At 70.1% G+C, this 17,943-nt stretch carries 18 protein-coding genes and 1 tRNA gene; 8 read left to right on the top strand and 11 right to left on the bottom strand.

Annotated features, from left to right (window positions below; genetic code table 11):
- Positions 1 to 13: 13 nt before the first annotated feature.
- The 4 genes from QF035_RS25685 (at position 14) to QF035_RS25670 (ending at position 6,232) form a co-directional block, all read left to right on the top strand.
- Positions 14 to 1,501, top strand: coding sequence for a bifunctional glycosyltransferase family 2/GtrA family protein (locus QF035_RS25685; protein ID WP_307522947.1), 1,488 nt, complete (start codon positions 14 to 16; stop codon positions 1,499 to 1,501).
- Entirely contained in the window at positions 1,498 to 3,753 is a 2,256-nt protein-coding gene (locus QF035_RS25680; protein WP_307522946.1) for an ArnT family glycosyltransferase, read from the top strand. The genes QF035_RS25685 and QF035_RS25680 overlap by 4 nt, the downstream gene beginning before the upstream one ends.
- A gap of 122 nt (positions 3,754 to 3,875) precedes the next feature.
- A complete protein-coding gene (locus tag QF035_RS25675) occupies positions 3,876 to 5,360 on the top strand; it encodes an MFS transporter (RefSeq protein ID WP_307522944.1) in 1,485 nt (494 codons plus the stop codon).
- 80 nt (positions 5,361 to 5,440) lie between these two features.
- The gene (locus QF035_RS25670) at positions 5,441 to 6,232 is read left to right on the top strand and encodes a TetR/AcrR family transcriptional regulator (protein WP_307522943.1); all 792 of its coding nucleotides are present in this window, start codon (positions 5,441 to 5,443) and stop codon (positions 6,230 to 6,232) included.
- A gap of 103 nt (positions 6,233 to 6,335) precedes the next feature.
- Here QF035_RS25670 and QF035_RS25665 read toward each other — a convergent pair whose 3' ends face one another.
- Together QF035_RS25665 and QF035_RS25660 are read right to left on the bottom strand one after the other, a co-directional pair.
- The gene (locus QF035_RS25665; protein WP_143643410.1) at positions 6,336 to 6,806 is read right to left on the bottom strand and encodes a PPOX class F420-dependent oxidoreductase; all 471 of its coding nucleotides are present in this window, start codon (positions 6,804 to 6,806) and stop codon (positions 6,336 to 6,338) included.
- Positions 6,807 to 6,867: 61 nt separating this feature from the next.
- Positions 6,868 to 7,212, bottom strand: coding sequence for an STAS domain-containing protein (locus tag QF035_RS25660; RefSeq protein WP_307522941.1), 345 nt, complete (start codon positions 7,210 to 7,212; stop codon positions 6,868 to 6,870).
- A 241-nt stretch (positions 7,213 to 7,453) separates the two neighbouring features.
- Here QF035_RS25660 and QF035_RS25655 point away from each other — a divergent pair, with 241 nt between their 5' ends.
- Both QF035_RS25655 and QF035_RS25650 read left to right on the top strand, forming a co-directional pair.
- On the top strand, positions 7,454 to 8,179 hold the full coding sequence (locus QF035_RS25655; protein ID WP_307522939.1) for a GAF and ANTAR domain-containing protein: 726 nt from the start codon (positions 7,454 to 7,456) through the stop codon (positions 8,177 to 8,179).
- A gap of 28 nt (positions 8,180 to 8,207) precedes the next feature.
- Positions 8,208 to 9,080, top strand: a complete 873-nt coding sequence (locus QF035_RS25650) for a GAF and ANTAR domain-containing protein (RefSeq protein WP_307522938.1) — start codon at positions 8,208 to 8,210, stop codon at positions 9,078 to 9,080.
- Here QF035_RS25650 and QF035_RS25645 read toward each other — a convergent pair.
- The 3 genes from QF035_RS25645 to QF035_RS25635 all read right to left on the bottom strand — a co-directional run bounded on the left by QF035_RS25645 (position 9,066) and on the right by QF035_RS25635 (position 13,124).
- Positions 9,066 to 9,890 carry a YceI family protein gene (locus QF035_RS25645; protein WP_307522936.1) on the bottom strand — a complete coding sequence of 275 codons (825 nt, stop codon included), beginning with the start codon at positions 9,888 to 9,890 and terminating at the stop codon, positions 9,066 to 9,068. The two genes, QF035_RS25650 and QF035_RS25645, sit on opposite strands and share 15 nt — an antisense overlap.
- 91 nt (positions 9,891 to 9,981) lie before the next feature.
- The gene (locus QF035_RS25640; RefSeq protein WP_307522935.1) at positions 9,982 to 12,579 is read right to left on the bottom strand and encodes an MFS transporter; all 2,598 of its coding nucleotides are present in this window, start codon (positions 12,577 to 12,579) and stop codon (positions 9,982 to 9,984) included.
- 23 nt (positions 12,580 to 12,602) lie between these two features.
- Positions 12,603 to 13,124: a MarR family winged helix-turn-helix transcriptional regulator gene (locus QF035_RS25635; protein WP_307522934.1), complete on the bottom strand. Its 522-nt coding sequence runs from the start codon at positions 13,122 to 13,124 to the stop codon at positions 12,603 to 12,605.
- 647 nt (positions 13,125 to 13,771) lie between these two features.
- On the opposite strand from QF035_RS25635, the gene QF035_RS25630 reads away from it, so the two are divergent.
- Positions 13,772 to 13,963, top strand: coding sequence for a hypothetical protein (locus QF035_RS25630; protein WP_307522933.1), 192 nt, complete (start codon positions 13,772 to 13,774; stop codon positions 13,961 to 13,963).
- Between the two features lie 56 nt (positions 13,964 to 14,019).
- On the opposite strand, the gene QF035_RS25625 is transcribed toward QF035_RS25630, so the two are convergent.
- A complete protein-coding gene (locus QF035_RS25625) occupies positions 14,020 to 14,319 on the bottom strand; it encodes a hypothetical protein (RefSeq protein ID WP_307522932.1) in 300 nt (99 codons plus the stop codon).
- On the opposite strand from QF035_RS25625, the gene QF035_RS25620 reads away from it, so the two are divergent.
- A complete protein-coding gene (locus tag QF035_RS25620) occupies positions 14,309 to 14,695 on the top strand; it encodes a hypothetical protein (RefSeq protein ID WP_307522931.1) in 387 nt (128 codons plus the stop codon). The two genes, QF035_RS25625 and QF035_RS25620, sit on opposite strands and share 11 nt — an antisense overlap.
- A 175-nt stretch (positions 14,696 to 14,870) precedes the next feature.
- Here QF035_RS25620 and QF035_RS25615 read toward each other — a convergent pair whose 3' ends face one another.
- The 5 genes from QF035_RS25615 to QF035_RS25595 form a co-directional block, all read right to left on the bottom strand.
- On the bottom strand, positions 14,871 to 15,770 hold the full coding sequence (locus tag QF035_RS25615) for an RNA polymerase sigma factor SigF (RefSeq protein ID WP_307522930.1): 900 nt from the start codon (positions 15,768 to 15,770) through the stop codon (positions 14,871 to 14,873).
- Positions 15,771 to 16,014: 244 nt separating this feature from the next.
- Positions 16,015 to 16,917: an RNA polymerase sigma factor SigF gene (locus QF035_RS25610; protein ID WP_307522929.1), complete on the bottom strand. Its 903-nt coding sequence runs from the start codon at positions 16,915 to 16,917 to the stop codon at positions 16,015 to 16,017.
- A gap of 193 nt (positions 16,918 to 17,110) precedes the next feature.
- A complete protein-coding gene (locus tag QF035_RS25605) occupies positions 17,111 to 17,404 on the bottom strand; it encodes a Dabb family protein (RefSeq protein WP_055618263.1) in 294 nt (97 codons plus the stop codon).
- A gap of 8 nt (positions 17,405 to 17,412) precedes the next feature.
- The gene (locus QF035_RS25600) at positions 17,413 to 17,592 is read right to left on the bottom strand and encodes a hypothetical protein (RefSeq protein ID WP_055618264.1); all 180 of its coding nucleotides are present in this window, start codon (positions 17,590 to 17,592) and stop codon (positions 17,413 to 17,415) included.
- A gap of 191 nt (positions 17,593 to 17,783) precedes the next feature.
- A tRNA-Ser gene (locus QF035_RS25595) sits at positions 17,784 to 17,868 on the bottom strand.
- Positions 17,869 to 17,943 lie beyond the last annotated feature (75 nt).

Raw genomic sequence — 17,943 nt, 5'->3', positions numbered from 1 at the left:
GAGAGTCTTCGTCATGCGAACCGAACCTTCTCCCGGCAACCTGCCGGCGCGGGAGCACCTCCCGGCCGGAAATGCCGGTACGCCTGTCCTGGACGTAGTGATCCCCGTCTACAACGAGGAGAAGGACCTCCAGCCGTGTGTGCTCAGACTGCATGAGCACCTTGCCCGCACCTTCCCGTACGCGTTCCGCATCACCATCGCGGACAACGCGTCCACGGACACCACTCCCCTGGTGGCGGCGCGGCTGGAGGCGGAGATACCCGAGGTCAGGGCGTTCCGGCTGGAGCAGAAAGGGCGCGGCCGAGCACTGCGCACCGTCTGGTCCGCCTCGGACGCCCCGGTCCTCGCCTATATGGACGTCGACCTCTCCACCGACCTCAACGCGCTTCTCCCGCTGGTCGCCCCGCTGATCTCCGGTCACTCGGACCTGGCGATCGGCTCGCGGCTCGCCCGCAGCTCGCGGGTGGTGCGGGGCGCCAAGCGGGAGTTCATCTCCCGCACGTACAACCTGATCCTGCGGGGCTCGTTGCAGGCCCGCTTCTCCGACGCCCAGTGCGGTTTCAAGGCGATCCGGCGCGATGTCGCGCAGGTGCTGCTGCCGCTGGTCGAGGACACCGGATGGTTCTTCGACACCGAGATGCTGGTCCTCGCCGAGCGGGCCGGGCTGCGGATCCACGAGGTGCCGGTCGACTGGGTCGACGACCCGGACTCGACCGTGCACATCGTGAAGACCGCGACCGACGACCTCAAGGGTGTCTGGCGGGTGGGGCGCGCCCTGGCCACCGGTTCGCTGGCGCTGGACCGGCTCGCCCGTCCCTTCGGGGACGATCCGCGCGACCGTGAGATCAGCGGCGTGCCGAAGGGCCTGGCCCGCCAGCTCGTCGGGTTCTGTGTCGTGGGCGGTCTGTCCACGCTGTTCTATCTGCTGCTCTACAGCGGCTTCCGTACGTTCTCGGGGTCGCAGGTCGCCAACGCGCTCGCCCTGCTCGTCTCGGCGGTCGCCAACACCGCGGCCAACCGGCGTCTCACCTTCGGGGTGCGCGGCCGGGGCGGCGCGGTGAAGCACCAGGCGCAGGGCCTGGTCGTCTTCGGCATCGGGCTCGCCCTGACCAGTGGTTCGCTCGCCGCCCTGAACGCGGCGACGAACGACCCCGCGCACTCCACCGAACTGGCGGTGCTCATCGCCGCCAACCTCGCGGCCACCGTGCTGCGGTTCCTGCTCTTCCGGGCCTGGGTGTTCCCGGACCGGCGCGACGAGTCACCGTCGACCGTCGTCGCCTCGCACACGCCCGCCGTGCCGGTCGGACCCGCGTCGCCCGTCTACGCGACGGCGCCGCGGTCCCCGTACGGATCGGCTCCTGCGCCCCACGAGACGACCGCGTACGGGACGACCGCGTACGGCACGACCCACTCTCCGCACGACCACCAGACCTGGGGGGACGCGACCATGCAGCTCCAGCCGGTGCGTCCGAACGATCACGATCCGAGGGACGCACGATGACGACGACTCAGCCCGATACGAGCTATCAGGGGGGCGTCGGCCCCTCCGGGGGCGCGAGCCCCGACTGGGGACCGCCGGGCCCGACCGGGGCAACCGCCGTGCAGGAGCCCGTGGTTGCTCCGCCGACCGCCCCCGAGGACGGCAGTCCCAAGCAGCCCTTCGTACGACGTCTGTGGCGCGGGCGGCCCGAGGACCACCGCTGGACGCGTCCCGCCTTCCTCGGCACGCTGCTGCTGATCGGCGCGCTCTACACCTGGAACCTCACGGCCTCCGGGTACGCCAACTCCTTCTACTCCGCGGCCGTCCAGGCCGGCAGCCAGTCCTGGAAGGCCTTCTTCTTCGGCTCGCTCGACTCGGCCAACGCCATCACCGTCGACAAGCCCCCGGCCTCCCTGTGGCCGATGGCGCTGTCGGTGCGGCTCTTCGGCCTGAATTCCTTCGCGATCCTGTTCCCGCAGGTCCTCATGGCCGTCGCCACGGCCGGAGTGCTCTACGGGGCCCTGCGCCGCCGGTTCAGCGCCGCGGCCGGCTTCATCGCGATGGCGGTCTTCGCGCTCACGCCCGTCGCCGCGCTGATGTTCCGCTTCAACAACCCGGACGCGGCCCTCGCGCTCCTGATGGCCGTCACGGTCTACTGCGTGCTGCGCGCCATGGAGAAGGCCCAGACGAAGTGGCTGGTGTGGGCGGGTGCCGCGGTCGGTCTCGCCTTCCTGGTGAAGACCCTCCAGGCCTTCCTGATCCTGCCTCCGCTGGCCCTGATCTACGTGGTCTTCGCGCCGACGACCCTGCGCAGGCGCATCGGGCAGGTGCTCCTCGCGGGCCTGTCGATGATCGTCGCGGGCGGCTGGTGGGTGGCCGTCGTCGAGCTGTGGCCCGCGTCCTCCCGCCCCTACATCGGCGGCTCGCAGAACAACTCCTTCCTTGAACTGACCTTCGGATACAACGGACTCGGCCGTATCAACGGCGAGGAGACCGGCAGTGTCGGAGGCGGCGGAGGCGGCGGGGGTGGCTCCTGGGGCGAGACCGGCTGGGACCGGATGTTCAGCTCCTCCATCGGCGGCCAGATCTCCTGGCTGATCCCGGCCGCGCTGATCGTGCTCGCCGCGGGCATCGCCCTCACCTGGAAGGCCCGGCGGACCGACACGGCCCGCGCCGCGTTCCTCGCCTGGGGCGGCTCGCTGCTGATCACCATGGTGATCTTCAGCTTCATGCAGGGCATCTTCCACGAGTACTACACCGTGGCCCTCGCCCCGTACGTCGCCGCCGTGATCGGCATGGGCGCGAGCGTGCTGTGGGAAGAGCGCGGCAAGATGTGGGTCTCGCTCACCATGGCGGCCGGGGTGACGGCCACCGCGGTCTGGGGGTACGTCCTCCTGAACCGTTCCTCCGACTACCTGCCCTGGCTGAAGTGGCTGGTCCTGGTGGGCGGTCTGGTCGCCGCGCTCGGCCTGGTCTTCGTCTCGCGGCTCGGGCGCCGACTGGCCCTCGGGGTCGTCGGGCTGAGCTTCGTCGCGGCCCTGGCGGGTCCGACGGCGTACACCCTCACCACGCTGAACGAGGGTCACACCGGTTCGATCGTGACGGCCGGTCCGGCGGTCTCGGGCGGCCGTGGCGGCCCGGGTGGCGGCGGTGGCGGCATGGGCGGCGGCCCCGGTGGCGGTATGCCGGGCCAGAACCAGCAGGGCGGCACCGGCCAGAACCAGCAGGGCGGCGGCATGGGCCAGCCCCCGACCGGCGGAATGCCGGGCGGCGGCCAGAACGGCCAGGGCCAGCAGAACGGCAACGGCCAGACCGGCAACGGTCAGACGGGCCAGAACGGCCAGACCCAGCGCGGTGGCGGCACCGGCGACGGCGGCGGTATGGGCGGCGGTGGCGGCATGGGCGGTCTGCTCAACGGCGCGACCGTCAGCTCCGAGGCCAAGGCCCTCCTGGAGAAGAACTCCGGCGACTACACCTGGGCCGCTGCGGCCATCGGCGCCCAGAACGCCGCGAGCTACCAGCTCTCCACCGGTGACCCGGTCATGGCGATCGGAGGCTTCAACGGCAGCGACCCGTCGCCGACGCTGGCCCAGTTCAAGAAGTACGTGGAGGACGGGAAGATCCACTACTTCATCTCCTCCGGCTCCATGGGCGGCGGTGGCGGCAGCAGCTCCGGCACCGGGACCCAGATCAGCGAGTGGGTGCAGGAGAACTTCAAGGAGGTGACGGTGGGTTCGTCCACCTTCTACGACCTGACGCAGCCGACGAGCTAGTCCGAAGGACGGCTGCAGAAGGACGGCTGCAGAGGGGTGGTGGCCGGGGCGGGAGTGCCTCGGCCACCACCCCTCTCCTTTTGTGTTGTACAGCGTATGGGAGTTGTTCTACGGTGTATAGCATGCCAACCTCGCAAGGCCAAGCCCATCCCCAGCGCTGGCTGATCCTCGGTGTCATCTCCGTCGCCCAGCTCACCGTGCTGCTCGACAACACCGTGCTGAACGTCGCGATCCCCTCCCTCACCGAGGAGCTGGACGCCGGCACCGCGGACATCCAGTGGATGATCAACGCGTACTCGCTCGTACAGTCGGGCCTGCTGCTCACCGCGGGCAGCGCGGCCGACCGCTACGGCCGCAAGAAGATGCTGGTCTGCGGACTCGTCCTGTTCGGCATCGGCTCGCTGGCCGCCGGACTCGCCGACACCACCGGGCAGTTGATCGCCGCCCGCGCGGGCATGGGCGTCGGAGGCGCGCTCCTGGTCACCACCACGCTCGCAGTCGTGATGCAGATCTTCACGACGGAGGAGCAGCCGAAGGCGATCGCCATCTGGAGCGCGGTCGCCGCGCTCGGCTTCGCGACCGGTCCGCTGCTCGGCGGTTTCATGCTCGACCACTTCTGGTGGGGCGCGATCTTCCTGATCAATCTGCCGGTGGTGGCGCTGGCACTCTTCGCGGTGATCTCCCTCGTGCCCGAGTCCAGGAACCGGCGCGGCGACCGCCCCGACCTCCTGGGTGCCCTGCTCTCCACGATCGGCATGGCCTCCCTCGTGTACGCGATCATCTCGGGCCCGGAACACGGCTGGACCTCCGGCCGGGTGCTCGCCCCGGCGGCCGCCGCGCTGGTGGTCCTCGCCCTGTTCGCGTACTGGGAGAGCCGGATCCCGTATCCGATGCTGGACCTGCACTTCTTCCGGGACCAGCGGTTCACGGGCGCGGTCTCCGGTGCCGTACTGATCGCCTTCGGCATGGGCGGCTCGCTGTTCCTGCTGACCCAGCACCTCCAGTTCGTCCTGGGGTACGGGCCGTTGGAGGCGGGGCTGCGCACCGCGCCGCTCGCGCTGACCATCGTGGCCCTCAACTTCACCGGTCTGTCGGCCAGGTGGACGGCGAAGCTGGGCAATCCGGTGTCGATCGCGCTCGGCATGACGCTGATGTCGGGCGGCCTGGTGTCGATCGCGACCCTCGCGGCGAGCGGGTACGCGGGCACGCTGCTCGGGCTGGTGCTCATCGGCGCGGGCTCCGCGGTCGCCGGCCCGGCCATGGCGCACGCCATCATGAGCGCGATCCCGCGGGAGAAGGCCGGGGTGGGCGCGGGCGTCAACGGCACACTCAACGAATTCGGCATCGGGCTCGGTGTGGCGGTGCTCGGCGCCGTCCTCAACGCCCGCTTCGCCGCGCTGATCCCGGTCGCCGCGTCCTCCCTGCCCGCGGCGCTGGCGTCCGCGGAGTCGGCGGACGAGCGCGCACGGATCACGGACGCGTTCGCCTCGGGTCTGGAGACCAGTCAGCTGGTGGGCGCGGCGGCGGTGTTCCTCGGCGGACTGCTGGCCGCGGCGTTGCTCCGGAGGGCCGAACGGGCAGACTCCGCGGTGACGATGGCGGCGTAGGGCCCGCTTAGCATCAGGGAGGGGGCGGACCTCGGTGTTCCGGGTCGCCCTCTCCGTAAGAGTTCCGAGGAAGGTGCGCCATGGTGAGGGCAGCCGACCGGGCCAAGCGTCCGGCGCGGACCAGCGTCTGGTTGGAGGGCAAGGCTCCGCGGGGCGGCAGTGCCCGGGGCGGGCAGCCGTCGTCGCTCGACCGGGACCGGATCACCGAGGTCACGGTACGGCTGCTCGACGCGGAGGGGCTGGCCAAGTTCTCGATGCGTCGGCTGGCCGCCGAGCTGAACGTGACCGCGATGTCCGTCTACTGGTACGTCGACACCAAGGACGATCTTCTCGAGCTGGCCCTCGACGCGGTGTTCGGCGAACTGGAGCTGCCCGACCCGGAGTCGGGCGAGGACTGGCGCGAGCAGCTCCGGGCGCTGGCCGTCGGGTACCGGGCCCTGCTCGTACGGCATCCCTGGGTGTCGCCGCTCGTCGGCACGTTCCTCAACATCGGGCCGCACTCCATGGCGTTCTCGCTTCGGGTGCAGGAGGTCGTGCGCAACACGGGGCTGTCGTTGCGGCGGCAGAGCGGGGCGATCTCTGCTGTTTTCCAGTGGGTCTACGGGTTCGGGACGATCGAGGGGCACTTCGTGCAGCGGTGCGCGTCCGCGGGGATGACGCAGGACGAGTACTTCCACCAGGCCATGAGTACGTTCAGTGGGCATCCTCAGTTCGCGGAGAACTATGAGAGTGCGGCGGGGCTCATGGAGGCGCGTGGGGGTGACACGGTCGAGGAGATGCGGGAGCGGGACTTCTCTGTGGCGTTCGAGTTGCTGGTCGCGGGGATCGAGAGCGTCGTCGCCCGCGAGGCGCTCCGCGAGGCCGACGGGTGAGTGGCTGCCGCCGGCTCGTGTGTGATCTGCGGGTGGGTGGGGGCTGGTCGCGCAGTTCCCCGCGCCCCTGAAAGCTTGCGGTGCCCCCAGCCCGAAAAGGTGCCTACTCCTGCGGAGCCAGCCTTGCCGGGAAGCCCCCCGTGGCCACCGGGCCCCACTTCTCAGGGGTGATCCTGATGATGGACTTGGCCTGCTTGAGCATGGCCTCTCGGTACTCGTCCCAGTCGGGGTGTTCGCCCGCGATGTTGCGGTAGTACTCGACGAGGGGCTCGACGGAGTCGGGGGAGTCGATCACCTCGGCCGTGCCGTCGATCTGGACCCAGGGGCCGTTCCACTCGTCGCTCAGGACGATGAGGCTGACGCGGTCGTCGCGCTTGGCGTTGCGGGTCTTGGCGCGCTCCGGGTAGGTCGAGACGACGATGCGGCCCGAGTCGTCCACTCCGCAGGTCAGCGGGGAACCCTGGGGACCGCCGTCCGACCTGCGCGTCAGCAGGATGGCGCGGTGGCGGGGGCGTACGAAGTCCAGCAGATCGTCGAGGGAGACAGAGGTGTTCGTCGCGATGTTCGATGCCATGGCCCCAGCCTAGAACCCGCCCGGCCCGGGAGGCGGTCCAGGACTCGGCCCAAGAGGCGGCCTAGGACTCGATCGCCTCCGCGAGGTTGTCGTACACCGGTACGTCGCGGCGCATCCCCGTCAGCTCCAGGACACGGCTCGCCACCCCGTTCGGCCGTGCCGCCACGCGCAGTTGGGCGGGCCGGGGCAGGCGGCCGCGGACACCGGCGACCACACGGACGCCCTGGGAGTCCATGAAGTGCGTACGGGTGAGGTCCAGGACCAGCAGCCGCAGCCGGTCCCTCCTGGCGTCCACGACGTCCAGGGCGCCGACGAGGACGACATCGGCGTTGCTCAGGTCGATCTCCGAAGGAAACCCGAGCAGGGTGCATTCCGGCAGGTCATAGGGGTTCGGGAAGAAGGTCATCGCACTCACCTGGCAGACGTTCGTCCGGATTCCGACGAGGCCGCTTCCTGACCCGCACGTCCATTGCACCACGCGTGCGGGCGAGATCGGATGCACGTACGAAGAGCCGCGCGCTCACCCCAACAGAGCAGCTAAAGTGGCTCTTCGTCCTGTGCTCGCAGTCGGGAATGTGCTGCGGAGCTCTCCTGCGCACAGCCGCCGGGGTCTGTCGTCCATCCGACGACGGGATCCGGGGCCGTGCATGCCGAAGAGGTTCGTGGTGGCTGCGTCTGAGTTTTCCGAATTGCCCCGTTTTTCCGGGGGTCCTGAGCTGGCCGAGACACTGACGGTCGCGGCTCAGCAGCTGCACGAGACGTCCAGCCCCCGCGGCACCCTGCGCACCGCCGTCCGCCTCGCAGTGCACATCCTCCCCGGCGCCGAGCACGCCGGCATCTCCGTCATCGAGCGCAAGGCCCACCGCCAGACCCTCGCCTGGACCGACGAGATCGTCCGCTCCGCCGAGGCCCTGGCCTCGGGCGGGGACCACCGGCACTGGACCCGGCTGTGGACCTCCCCGGTCGCCCGTATCGAGGACAGCGCCTCCGGCGACGACGACGGCGAACCAGCCCTCTCCGACCTCGGACTCCGCTCGGTGCTCTCGCTCCGGCTGCGCGCCGAACGCCAGCGGCTCACCGTCCTCACGGCGTACGCGACCAAGCCGCGGGCCTTCGACGACTCGGCCACCCGGATCGGCCGGCTGTTCACCGCGCACGTCAGCATCGCGTTCGACTCGGCGACCGCCCGCGAACAGCTCACCGAGGCCATGCGCACCCGGGACCTGATCGGCCAGGCGACGGGCATCCTCATGGAACGCCTCGACATCGACGCGGCGGAGGCCTTCGACAGCCTCGTACGGACCTCCCAGCGGGAGAACGTCAAGCTGCGTGACCTGGCCAGACGGATCGTCGACGCCAGGAGCAGCGAGTGACCGGGCACCGACGGGATACCCGAGCCCGATGAGACCCTCAGCCGATTCCGTCGATTCCGTCGATTCCGTCGATTCCGTCGATTCCGTCGATTCCGTCGATTCCGTCGATCCCGACCATCACGACGAGCAGCAGCCGCGTGCCACCGCCCCCGAGTCCGCCACGCTGCACCAGGCGCTGGCCGGCACCGGCGGCCTCGACACACTGCTGCGCGATCTCACGGACCGCGCCGTGCTCGCCGTGGCGGGCGCCGAGGCGTGCAGCATCACCGTGCGCCGCGACGGGCGCCTGCTGACGGTGGCCGGCACCGGCGGTCTGCCCAGCGGGCTCGACCAGCGCCAGTACGAGAACGGCGACGGGCCCTGCGTCCGGGCGGCGGACTCGGACGCGGAGCAGCACGCGCCCGACCTCTCCGAGGAGGACCGCTGGCCCACGTACGCCGCGTACGCGCTCTCCAAGGGGGTCCGTTCGGTGCTGGCCGTGCCGCTCGCGGTCGACGGTGAGACCGATGCCGCCCTCAATCTCTACGCCACGACGGAGGGCGCCTTCCACGGGAGCCGCGAGGATGCCAGGGCCTTCGCGGCGAATGCCTCGGGTGCCATCAACGCCGCCCTGCGCATCGAGCGCGAGCGGGCGTCGGCGGGAGACGTCCGCACGGCGCTGCTCTCGCGCAGCGTGATCGACCAGGCGATCGGCATCCTCATGGCCCAGGAGCGCTGCACCGCGCAGACGGCACTCGACACCCTGCGCCGCGTCTCCCAGGACGCGAACATCAAACTCCGTGACCTGTGCGGCGACTTGGTGGCCCGCACGACGGACGGGGCGCCGGACCGGACATCGAACGGCGCGTCGCACGGGCGCGGCAGCGGTACCTCGGGCCGCCGGGCGTCACAGCGACGGTAGCGTCCCGCCCTGCACGGCCTGGATGTCCAGCTCCACCTTCAGCGTCGTACCGACCGCCGCGATGCCCGCCTGGAGCACCTGGTTGTAGTTCATCGCGAAGTCCTCGCGGCGCAGTTCGGTGGTGGCGCGGAAGGCCGCGCGCGTACCGCCCCAGGGGTCGGCGCCCGTGCCCAGGTAGGCCAGGTCCAGGTCGACCGGCCGTACGACCCCGTGCATGGTCAGTTCGCCGTGGACCGTCCAGCGGTCGGTGCCGGTGGCCGGGGTCAGGCCCGTCGAGGCGTACGTGATCCGCGGGTGGCGCTCGACGTCGAGGAAGTCCGGGGACTTCAGGTGGCCGTCGCGCATGGCGTTGCCCGTGTCGATGGAGGCCGCTGAGATCACCGCCTCCACCCGGGACTTGGCCACCTCGTCCGGCGCGATGTCGATCGAGCCCGCGAACTCCGTGAACCGCCCGTGCACGCTGGAGATGCCCAGGTGCTGGGCGACCGCGCCCACGGACGAGTGGGCCGGGTCGACGGTCCAGGGTCCGGGCGGCGGCAGTTCGGTACCGCCCTGCCGGGCAAGGGTGACGGTGCCGATCGCTGCCCGGCCGCTCGCCGTCACGATCGCGCTGGACGCGGCGGGCGCGTACCCGACGGCCGTGACGATCACGGTGTACGCCCCGGGCGCGAGCTCCGTCGTATCCCGTACGCCGCCCTCCTCGTCCGCCTCGGCGCGCACCACCTGCGTGCCCGCCCCGTCGGTCACCGTGACGACCGCGTGCGACACGGCCCAGCCGTCCCGCGTACGGATCCGCGCGGTCAGTCCCATTGCAAGCAACCTCATCTCATGAAACCGGCCCGTGGTGCGTGCCTCCGCTAAGAGCACGTGCCACGGGCCGGGGTTCTCAACTGGTTCTCAACTACTCGCCGGGGTGGGCGAGTTCGACGTCGTGGCCGTCCACGCCGCCGCCGTTCACGGTCAGCGCCGTGGCCACCGGCGGGTAGCCGGTCGCGATGACCGTGTACTCGCCGCTGTCCAGGTCGGCGAAGGCGTACGCCCCGTCGGCCCCGGTGGTGGCGGTGCCGACCACGTTGCCCGCCGCGTCGACGAGCGTGACCCGGGCGTCGCCCAGCGGTCCGCCGGGTGCCCGTACGACGCCCTGGAGCTGCGCGCCCGCGGTGAGTGCGACCTCGATCCGGGTGACCCCGGTGCCGCCGACCTCGACGGGCAGGGCCCGCGGCCGGTGTCCGGCGGCGTTCACCGCGACGGTCACGGCGCCCGGCACCAGCTCGGCGAAGGCGAACTCGCCCTGCTCACCGGTGGTCCCGGTGGCCAGCACGTCACCGCGCACGTCGGTCACGATGACCATCGCGCCCACGACCGGCTTCCCGCCCTCGTCGGACTTCACCGTGCCGGACAGCCCGCTCGTGCCGCTCAGCAGGATGTCGTACGCGAGCGGCTCACCGTTCACGACGATCGTCGAGGCCTGCGGCTGGAACCCGTCCGCGGAGGCGATCAGCACGTACGAACCCGTGCCGGGCGCGTCCACCGCGTAGGCGCCGTCGGCCTGTGCGACCGAGCGGCCCAGCTGACGGCCCGCGAGGGAGATCAGCGTGACGGCGGCCCGGGGGACGGGCGCGCTCTCGGCACCGCGGACGTATCCGCGCACCGCGACCCCGCCCGAGCCGTTGCCGGGGGCGGCGCCCGACCCGGCGGCCACGGTGGCGACGGCCGCGAGCCGCTGGGTGCCCGCCGGCCCGGCTTCGGCGCCGGAGCCGTTGTCGCTTCCGGTTCCGGTGTCCGCGACGGCCCAGCTCGGGACACGCTCGTCGGCCTCGGCCGAGACCGTCGGGGCGGGGGCGGCCTCCGCGACGGCCGTGACGTCCGGCTGCGCCTCGGCGGCCTGCGCCAGCGCGCCCGACGTACGCAGCGGAACCTCCTTGATGAACAGCGTGACGAAGAAGGCGATCAGCGCCAGCGCGCCCGCGATCAGGAAGACGTCCGCGATGCCGTGCCCGTACGCGCTCTCCATGACCGTGCGCAGCGGCACGGGCAGCGTGTCCATGTCCGGGATGCTGCTGTTGTGCGAACCGCCCGCAGCGGCCGCGTACTTGGGGTCGATCCCGGTCAGACCGTCCTTGACGTAGTCGGTGATCCGGTTGGCCATCACCGCACCCAGCGCGGAGACGCCGATCGCGCCGCCGAGGGAGCGGAAGAAGGTCACCGTGGAGCTGGCCGAGCCGAGGTCCTCGGGCGCCACCTGGTTCTGCGTGGACAGCACCAGGTTCTGCATCATCATGCCGATGCCGAGACCCAGCAGCGCCATGAAGACGGCGACCCGCCAGTAGTCCGTGTCGTACCGGATGGTGCCCAGCAGTCCGAGCCCCGCAGTGATGAGGACACCACCGCTGACCAGCCAGACCTTCCACTTGCCCGTCTTGGTGATGATCTGCCCGGAGACGGTGGAGGAGATGAACAGGCCACCGATCATGGGGATCGTCATGACACCCGACATGGTCGGGGACTTGTCCCGCGCCAGCTGGAAGTACTGGCTGAAGAAGACCGTGCCGGAGAACATCGCGACACCCACGAAGAGCGAGGCGAGGGAGGAGAGGGTGATGGTCCGGTTGCGGAAGAGCCGCAGCGGGATGATCGGTTCCTTGGCCTTCGACTCGACGAGCACGAACAGCAGCCCCAGGGCGACGGCGCCACCGACCATGGCGTACGTCTGCCACGACACCCACTCGTACTTGTCACCCGCGAAGGTGACCCAGACCAGCAGCAGCGAGACCGCGGCGGAGATCAGGAACGCGCCGCCCCAGTCGACCTTCACGTCCCGCTTCACGACGGGCAGGTGCAGGGTCTTCTGCAGCACGATCAGCGCGATGACCGCGAAGGGCACACCGACGTAGAAGCACCAGCGCCAGCCGAGCCAGCTCGTGTCGGTGATGACACCGCCGAGCAGCGGGCCGCCGACGGTCGCGACCGCGAACGTGGCGCCGAGGTAGCCGGAGTACCGGCCGCGCTCGCGCGGGGAGATCATCGCCGCCATCACGATCTGCGCGAGGGCGGACAGACCGCCCACGCCGATGCCCTGCACCACGCGGCAGGCGATCAGCATGCCGGGGTTCTGCGACAGGCCCGCGGCGGCCGATCCCAGGACATAGATGACGAGGGCTATCTGGACGAGCGCCTTCTTGCTGTACAGGTCGGCGAGCTTGCCCCACAGGGGCGTCGCGGCGGTCATCGACAGCAGCGCGGCGGTGACGACCCAGGTGTAGGCGGACTGGCCGCCGCCCAGGTCGCCGATGATCTCGGGCAGGGCGTTGGTGACGATCGTCGACGACAGGATCGCGACGAACATGCCGAGCAGCAGTCCGGAGAGGGCCTCCATGATCTGCCGGTGCGTCATCGGGGCGCCGTCGGCGCCTCCGTGCGGTGGGGGTCCCCCCGTTCGAGCGAAGTCGAGAATGGGGGAGTGTGAGCCCCGCACACCGGCTGGTGTGGTCGTTGCCATGGGCTTCCTTTTCTTGTGATGCGTCATGCGGGTGTACGGGTGGTCTGCTCGACGAGGGGTGAGGGGGGTGGTGCGGGCGGTATGGGGGGTGCGGCAGGTGCGGCCGCCGGTACTGGCCTGCAGTCGCCGAAGCCGGTGCGGAGGCGGGCGAGCAGAGTGTTGAGCTGGTCGACCTCGTCGTCCGACCAGTCCGCCAGGTAGTGGACGAGCGCGTTCATGTAGCGCTCGGAGAGCTCGGCGAGCATGTCGCGTCCCGCGGGGGTGAGCCGCAGGATGCGTGAGCGTTTGTCGGCGGGGTCGGGGGAACGGTCGATCCAGCCGCGTTCCGCCACGTGTGCCACGTGGCGGCTCGTCACCGACATGTCGATGGCGAGCAGCTCCGCGAGCCGGCTCATCCGCATCTCGCCGTGCCGGTCGAGCAGGGTGAGCACGGCGGCGGACCCTGCCGGGCACTCGTGCGGGAGGACTCGGCCCAGGCCGCGCTTCACAGCGCCGATGGCGCTGAGTTGCCGGGCCAGCTCCTCGTACTGACGTCGAGCAGCCATCGCACCTCCCTTGTTTGTTGCTTCAGGCAACCATAAGAACTGTTGGTTGCTGCAGGCAAATGAAAGTGGGGGTGCTGGTCTAAAACCTTGGCAAAGGCAAGTATTGCCAAACGTAAACGTGCAGGTGGGGTGGCTTTCGTGGGTTCGTATTCGGCTGCGGGTGGGTGGGGGCTGATCGCGCAGTTCCCCGCGCCCCTGGGTGGGTGGGGTGTCGGCTCGTCGTTCGCGTGCGGGGCCGCGTCGGCATGTCCGTCCGCAGCGCAAGACGCACCGCCCGCCGCCACCCGGTGACCGAACACCGGTGTCCTCGTGAGCTGCGGCCACACATCCCGCCACGTCCCCTCCGGCCGTGCCCCGTAAGGGGCGCGGGGAACGGCGCGAGCAACGGTGGCGGACCGGCACATGTCGAACCGACCTCAGCCACCGGTGTCTTTAGGGGCGCGGGGAACTGCGCGAGTAACCACGACGGACCGGCACGTGGTGATCCGGCCTGGGCCACGGGCTTTTCTGGGGGCGCGGGGAACTGCGCGAACAACCACGACGGCCCGCGGTCAACGAATCACCCCACCCCACACCCACCACCCGAGCCGCCCCAAAGGGGCACCCGGGTGGACGTTCACCCGAAGCGCCACCTAGAGTCCAGGCCCATGGCAAACACCCAGGGCCCCGAGGGCAACTACGACCCCGCGGGTAGCACCCAGATGTTCCGAGCGTTCGTCGACGACCCGCAGAGCAGCCAGCAGCAGGCGGCCCCCGCAGGCCCCCGCATCGGCTTGATCGTCGGCGTGATCGTGGCCGTCGCGGTCGTGGCCGTCGTCGCCTGGCTCGCGCTCAAGTAGGACTCACGCAGGCGTTCACGTAGGCCGGGGCACCGCAAGGCGCCCTCCGCGTGCGCCTACTCGAACCGGACGGACACGTCCCGCGTCTCGATGTGCATACCCAGCGGTACGCGCCACGCGTCGACGCACACCGTCCAGGTCTTCTCTTCCCGCGTGCCCGGAGTGATCGGCGCGGGAAGCTTCTCGGCCGACTCGACGGTCGCCCAGTCGATCCCGAGCGCCCCGATGATGTGCGTCCCGAGAGTCACCGTGCCCGAACGCACCGCGGTGCCCCCGGTGTTGTGGAAGCCGACGGTGACCTTCTCGCACCAGCGCTTGTCGGCGGGCTCCCGCTCGGGGTCGCCGATGTCGAGCACGGCGGGCCCGGGCTTCGCAGGACTCGCAGGGCTCGCGGGGCTTTCCGCGCCGCCGCTCGGCGCTCCGGTGCCGGAACTCCCGTTCGCGGAACCGGAGTCCGAGCCGGAGTTGCTGCCGCCCGTCGACGGAGTCGTACGGTCGGCACCGTCGGATCCCGACGCGGCCGAGCCTCTTTCGCCCGCGCTTCCGCTTCCGGGGCTGGCCGGAGACCCCGAACTCCCGTACCCAGAGCCGGATCCGGGCCCGCCCGGCGCCGAACTGCCCCCGCCCATCGCCCCGTCGGACGCCGCAGCGCCGTCCAGCGGCACCAACTCCACATCCCCGGTGGGCGCCACCGCCTCGCCGGAGGACGCGGGGCGCTGCACGGCGACGTAACCCTCACTGCCGTTGCCGGTCCCGCAGGCGGCGAGAAGCGTACCCAGACAGACGACAGCCGCCGAGGCACCCACAAGGGCACCTCGGCGACCACGAATCGACTCCTGACCCATCCGTCGGCGCATCGCGCCAGTGTGACTGACGGGTCGTCAATTATGAACCCTCGGTCGGGATCTCAGTCGGAGATCAGGCCTTCCCGCAGATGCGACAGCGTCCGCGTGAGCAGCCGGGAGACGTGCATCTGCGAGATGCCGACCTCCTCGCCGATCTGCGACTGCGTCATGTTCGCGAAGAAGCGGAGCATGATGATCCGCCGCTCGCGGGGCGGGAGTTTGGCGAGCAGGGGCTTCAGGGACTCGCGGTACTCGACGCCCTCCAGCGCCGTGTCCTCGTAGCCGAGGCGGTCCGCGAGGGAACCCTCGCCGCCGTCGTCCTCGGGGGCCGGCGAGTCGAGCGACGACGCCGTGTACGCGTTGCCGACCGCGAGGCCGTCGACCACGTCCTCCTCGGACACGCCGAGGACGGTGGCGAGTTCGGCCACGGTCGGCGAGCGGTCCAGCTTCTGGGAGAGCTCGTCACTGGCCTTGGTGAGGGCCAGCCGCAGCTCCTGGAGGCGGCGCGGCACCCGCACCGACCACGAGGTGTCCCGGAAGAAGCGCTTGATCTCGCCCACGACCGTCGGCATCGCGAACGTCGGGAACTCGACCCCGCGTTCGCAGTCGAAGCGGTCGATCGCCTTGATCAGGCCGATCGTGCCGACCTGGACGATGTCCTCCATCGGCTCGTTGCGCGACCGGAAACGCGCGGCCGCGTAACGCACCAGCGGGAGGTTGAGCTCGATGAGCGTGTCCCGTACGTAGGCACGCTCGGGGCTGTTCTCGTCGAGTGCGGCGAGCCGCAGGAACAGGGAGCGGGACAGGGTGCGGGTGTCGATGGCTTCCGAGGTCGGGGGAAAGGCCGGGGCTTCCACGGCCGGGACGGCCGGAACATCGGCAACGACACTGTGAAGCGCGTCGGGCGCCGGTTCGCTCTTCGTGAGCGTGAGCACCTTCGAGCTGCCCTGGTCTGCGGACATGCCACCCCCTTTGGGTCGCGGACGGTCGCGGCGGACGCTCCCGTCGAAGGAACGCAGCCTCCACCTGAATACCGGAGGTGGGGCTGCGGCAAACGCGTCACCGGAAGAATGTCACATGTCGGCAACACGCTGTAGTGACATGTCGACACAGGAGGGGTGAATAGGCCCTGGAAAAGTGGGGTCTGACGCTTTTTAGGCGCAGAAATGTCACGAAAAGGCCTTTGGGGCGATTCGCTCTTGAGGGTTACGCCTCGATCCTGTTTGCGGATCGCAGTCTGGCGAAGCTGCGGGCGAGCAGCCTTGACACATGCATCTGCGAAACGCCCAGTTCGGCACTGATCTGTGACTGCGTCAGATTGCTGTAGTAGCGCAGGAGAAGGATCCGCTGCTCCCGCTCGGGGAGCTGGACGAGGAGGTGCCGTACGAGGTCGCGGTGTTCGACCCCGTCGAGCGCGGGGTCCTCGTAGCCGAGCCGGTCCAGGAGCCCCGGCAGTCCGTCGCCCTCCTGGGCGGCCTCCAGCGAGGTCGCGTGGTACGAGCGTCCGGCCTCGATGCAGGCCAGGACCTCGTCCTCGGTGATCCGCAGCCGCTCGGCGATCTCACGGGTCGTGGGCGTGCGCCCGAAGGCCGTCGTGAGGTCCTCGGTCGCGCTGTTCACCTGGACCCACAACTCGTGCAGCCGGCGCGGTACGTGGACCGTGCGGACGTTGTCGCGGAAGTACCGCTTGATCTCGCCGACCACCGTGGGCATCGCGAAGGTCGGGAACTGCACGCCCCGGTCGGGGTCGAAGCGGTCGATGGCGTTGATCAGGCCGATGGTGCCGACCTGGACGACGTCCTCCATGGGCTCGTTGCGCGACCGGAACCGGGCGGCGGCGTACCGCACCAGCGGGAGGTTCGCCTCGATCAGCGCGGCCCGCACCCGGCCGTGGTCGGGGCTTCCGGGCTCAAGGTTCTTGAGCTCGCCGAAGAGGACCTGGGTCAGGGCCCGGGTGTCGGCCCCGCGGCGGCGCTGCGGGCCTTCCTCGGGGGTGTCGGGAAGGCGCTCCTGGGCTGGGGCCGAGGGTGGAGCCGGGGGCTCATGGGGCGGTGCTTGAGGCGCAGTACTGGCCGGCACGGTCAACTCCACCTCTGGGTCGGTCAACATCCGTCAACTCATCCGTCAAAAGCGGTCATAGCATCACAAGACATGTGCACCGTGTGCAAGCACCGCATAACTCCGTGTTGAGCGTCAGTTGGGGCCCGGGGAGGGTTCCCGGCGGGTTCCCGAGCGGGGCCGGAGACGCGAAACGGCCCCCCGCCGTTCAGGTGGGGGGCCGGGGGCGTGCGCCGGGCGCGCTTCAGAACTCGTAGTCGGCGATCACCCACGTGGCGAACTCCCGCCACAGTGCGACGCCCGCCTGGTGCGCGGGGTGCTCGATGTACCGCTTGAGCGCGTCCGTGTCCTCGACCGCCGAGTTGATCGCGAAGTCGTACGCGATGGGCCGGTCGGTGATGTTCCACTCGCACTCCCAGAACTTCAGTTCGGGGATCTGTCCGCCGAGGGCGCGGAAGGCGGCGACGCCCTCGACGACGCGCGGGTCGTCGCGCTCCACACCCTCGTTGAGCTTGAAGAGGACCAGATGGCGGATCACGGGGACTCCTAGTTCTTGGCCCCGTCGGCGATCCACGTCATGAAGTCCCCGACGGCCTGAGCGGCATTCGAAATGCCCTCGAACCCTATCTGGACGTAGTCGGCGGCCTTGGCGGGGTCGGTGATGATCACGTACAGCGCGAACACGATGAGCACGTAGACGGCGATCTTCTTCGAATTCACCGCCATCGCGGCCTCCCCGTGTGCCTGCTGCCTGCTGTCTTGTCGGCTGCGCCTGTTGGGACCCCTGTTGCCGGCGGTGAGTGTAACCCGGGCAGTTGATATGACGATCTTTCACGTCGTGCCGAGTGTTGTGCCGAGTGTTGTGCCGGGTTCGGAAAGCACGAAGGGCCCCGTCTTTCGACGGGGCCCTTCAGAAGCGGTAGCGGAGGGATTTGAACCCTCGGTGACTTGCGCCACACTCGCTTTCGAGGCGAGCTCCTTCGGCCGCTCGGACACGCTACCGAGAGAGATCCTAGCCCACGTTGGGCCGTGCTCCGAAATCGGTATTCGGCCCCCGGCCGGGCGTCTGCGCCGGCG

This window comes from Streptomyces umbrinus (assembly GCF_030817415.1).
GTDB classification, from domain to species: Bacteria; Actinomycetota; Actinomycetes; order Streptomycetales; family Streptomycetaceae; genus Streptomyces; species Streptomyces umbrinus_A.
This window is presented reverse-complemented; position numbering and strand designations above follow the sequence as displayed.